This is a genomic window from Bradyrhizobium sp. SRS-191 (assembly GCF_024586915.1).
Taxonomy (GTDB): Bacteria; Pseudomonadota; Alphaproteobacteria; order Rhizobiales; family Xanthobacteraceae; genus Bradyrhizobium.
The window spans coordinates 1-1,520 of the sequence record NZ_JANBVS010000076.1 but is presented as its reverse complement, the minus strand read 5'-3'; the positions used below and the strand labels follow the sequence as shown (position 1 = coordinate 1,520).

Genomic DNA, 1,520 nt, shown 5'->3' with positions numbered 1-1,520 from the left:
GAGCTGGCCCGAAACGTCGAGCGTCTTGGTGTTGGTGTCGTCGGCAAAGCCGTTCAGCGCGGAGCGGCTGACGTCGAAGCGATAATCGAGCCCCTGCACATAAGTGCTGCCGCCGGAACCGTAATGCGCGCGGAACGAGTTCAGCGAATCCCAGGAGAAGTCTGCTTCGTTCCGGATCGGTCCGGTGTGCGGCTGCTTGGTGACGAAGTTGATGGCGCCGCCGGCGGCGCCTTCCCCCGAGATTAGCGAGGCCGGGCCCTTCAGGATCTCCACGGCTTCGAGATTGGCGGTGTCCATGACCCGCGAGGTCATGTTCTGCGGACCGATCTTGATGCCGTTGTAGAGCGTGTTGATCTGGCTGTTGGTGAAACCGCGCATCGAGAAGGCCGACGGCTCGGCCGGGTTGTCGCCCGCGGTGACGCCGACCGCGCCCTGCGCAACGTCGGACACGGTGCGATAGCCCTGCTCGCGCATCGTCTCGGCCGAGATCACCTCCACGGTGGCCGGCGTTTCGCGCACGGTGAGCCCAAGCCGCGAGGCACTCTCCGCCACCGCGTTGCTGTTGAGCGGCGTCTGTGCCGGCACCGCCGGCTTCGGCGCGACCGGTGTTGCCACCGGCCTGCGCGCCGCTGCACGCCGCGCGGTCTGCGCGTCGCGATTGGCAGGCCTGGCTTGCTTGCGGGATTGAGGGGGCGACACCTCGACAGCCGGCAGGACCTCGCGGGCGGCCTGCGCCAGCGCGGCGGTGATATCGATGCTGGCAAACGTAAGCGCCGTTGCCGCGAACAGGATGCGGCGCGGTCGCGCAATAGGAACGGAAGACATGGTCTTGGGACCTCGGTATGACGTCAGTGGCACGTCACAGCGAACGAGGTCTCATCTTCGGGCTTCTCAGCCTTCAGATGAAGCCGAATGTCTGTACTCCCCGACCGACATCTTCGCGTGTGACCACGGCTGACGGCAGGTCTCCTGGCTCGCGGGTCGTAACCGCTTCGTCGCCTTCCCGGGACCGAGGACCCAGTGGCATCTGACGAAGGATTCACCGCTTACAGTTGCGGGGGCAGCTGCGGCATGGGGGACAATGTCCCCGCACCGCATTCCCTTTTCATCCCCTCTCGGGGAAACCGTCACAAGCATCTAGGATTACCATCGCGACGGAGTCAATGTAGGGAATGCGTCGAGAGTGCCACAGCGGCGAACTTCCCAGGAGATACACATGGAAGGCGAGACCTTCCTTTGGCTGATACGTCACGCCCCCGTCGATGGCGCGCCTGGAACGATCCACGCGCCTGATGCGCCGGCCGATCTCGGCGATCGCGCAAAGTTCGAAACGCTGCGCCTGCGCCTGCCGCAAGGTGCTGCGAGCTATGCCAGTCCGGCGCGGCGCACGGTCGAGACGGCCCGCGCGCTCGGGCTCGATCCCGTGCTCGCCGACGAATTCAGCGAGCAGGATTTCGGCGAATGGACCGGGCGGCGGCATGACGATCTCAGCGCAACCGGCGGCGAGACTTATGCACAGT

At 65.5% G+C, this 1,520-nt stretch carries 2 protein-coding genes and 1 riboswitch; of the genes, one reads left to right on the top strand and one right to left on the bottom strand.

The features are described 5' to 3' along the window. On the bottom strand, positions 1 to 825 hold an 825-nt coding region (locus NLR35_RS34095; RefSeq protein WP_257170919.1), incomplete at its 3' end, for a TonB-dependent receptor plug domain-containing protein. Positions 826 to 941: 116 nt separating this feature from the next. Next, positions 942 to 1,144, bottom strand: a riboswitch (cobalamin riboswitch). A gap of 72 nt (positions 1,145 to 1,216) precedes the next feature. On the opposite strand from NLR35_RS34095, the gene NLR35_RS34090 reads away from it, so the two are divergent. Continuing rightward, positions 1,217 to 1,520: histidine phosphatase family protein (locus NLR35_RS34090; protein ID WP_257170918.1), on the top strand; the 304-nt coding region annotated here is incomplete at its 3' end.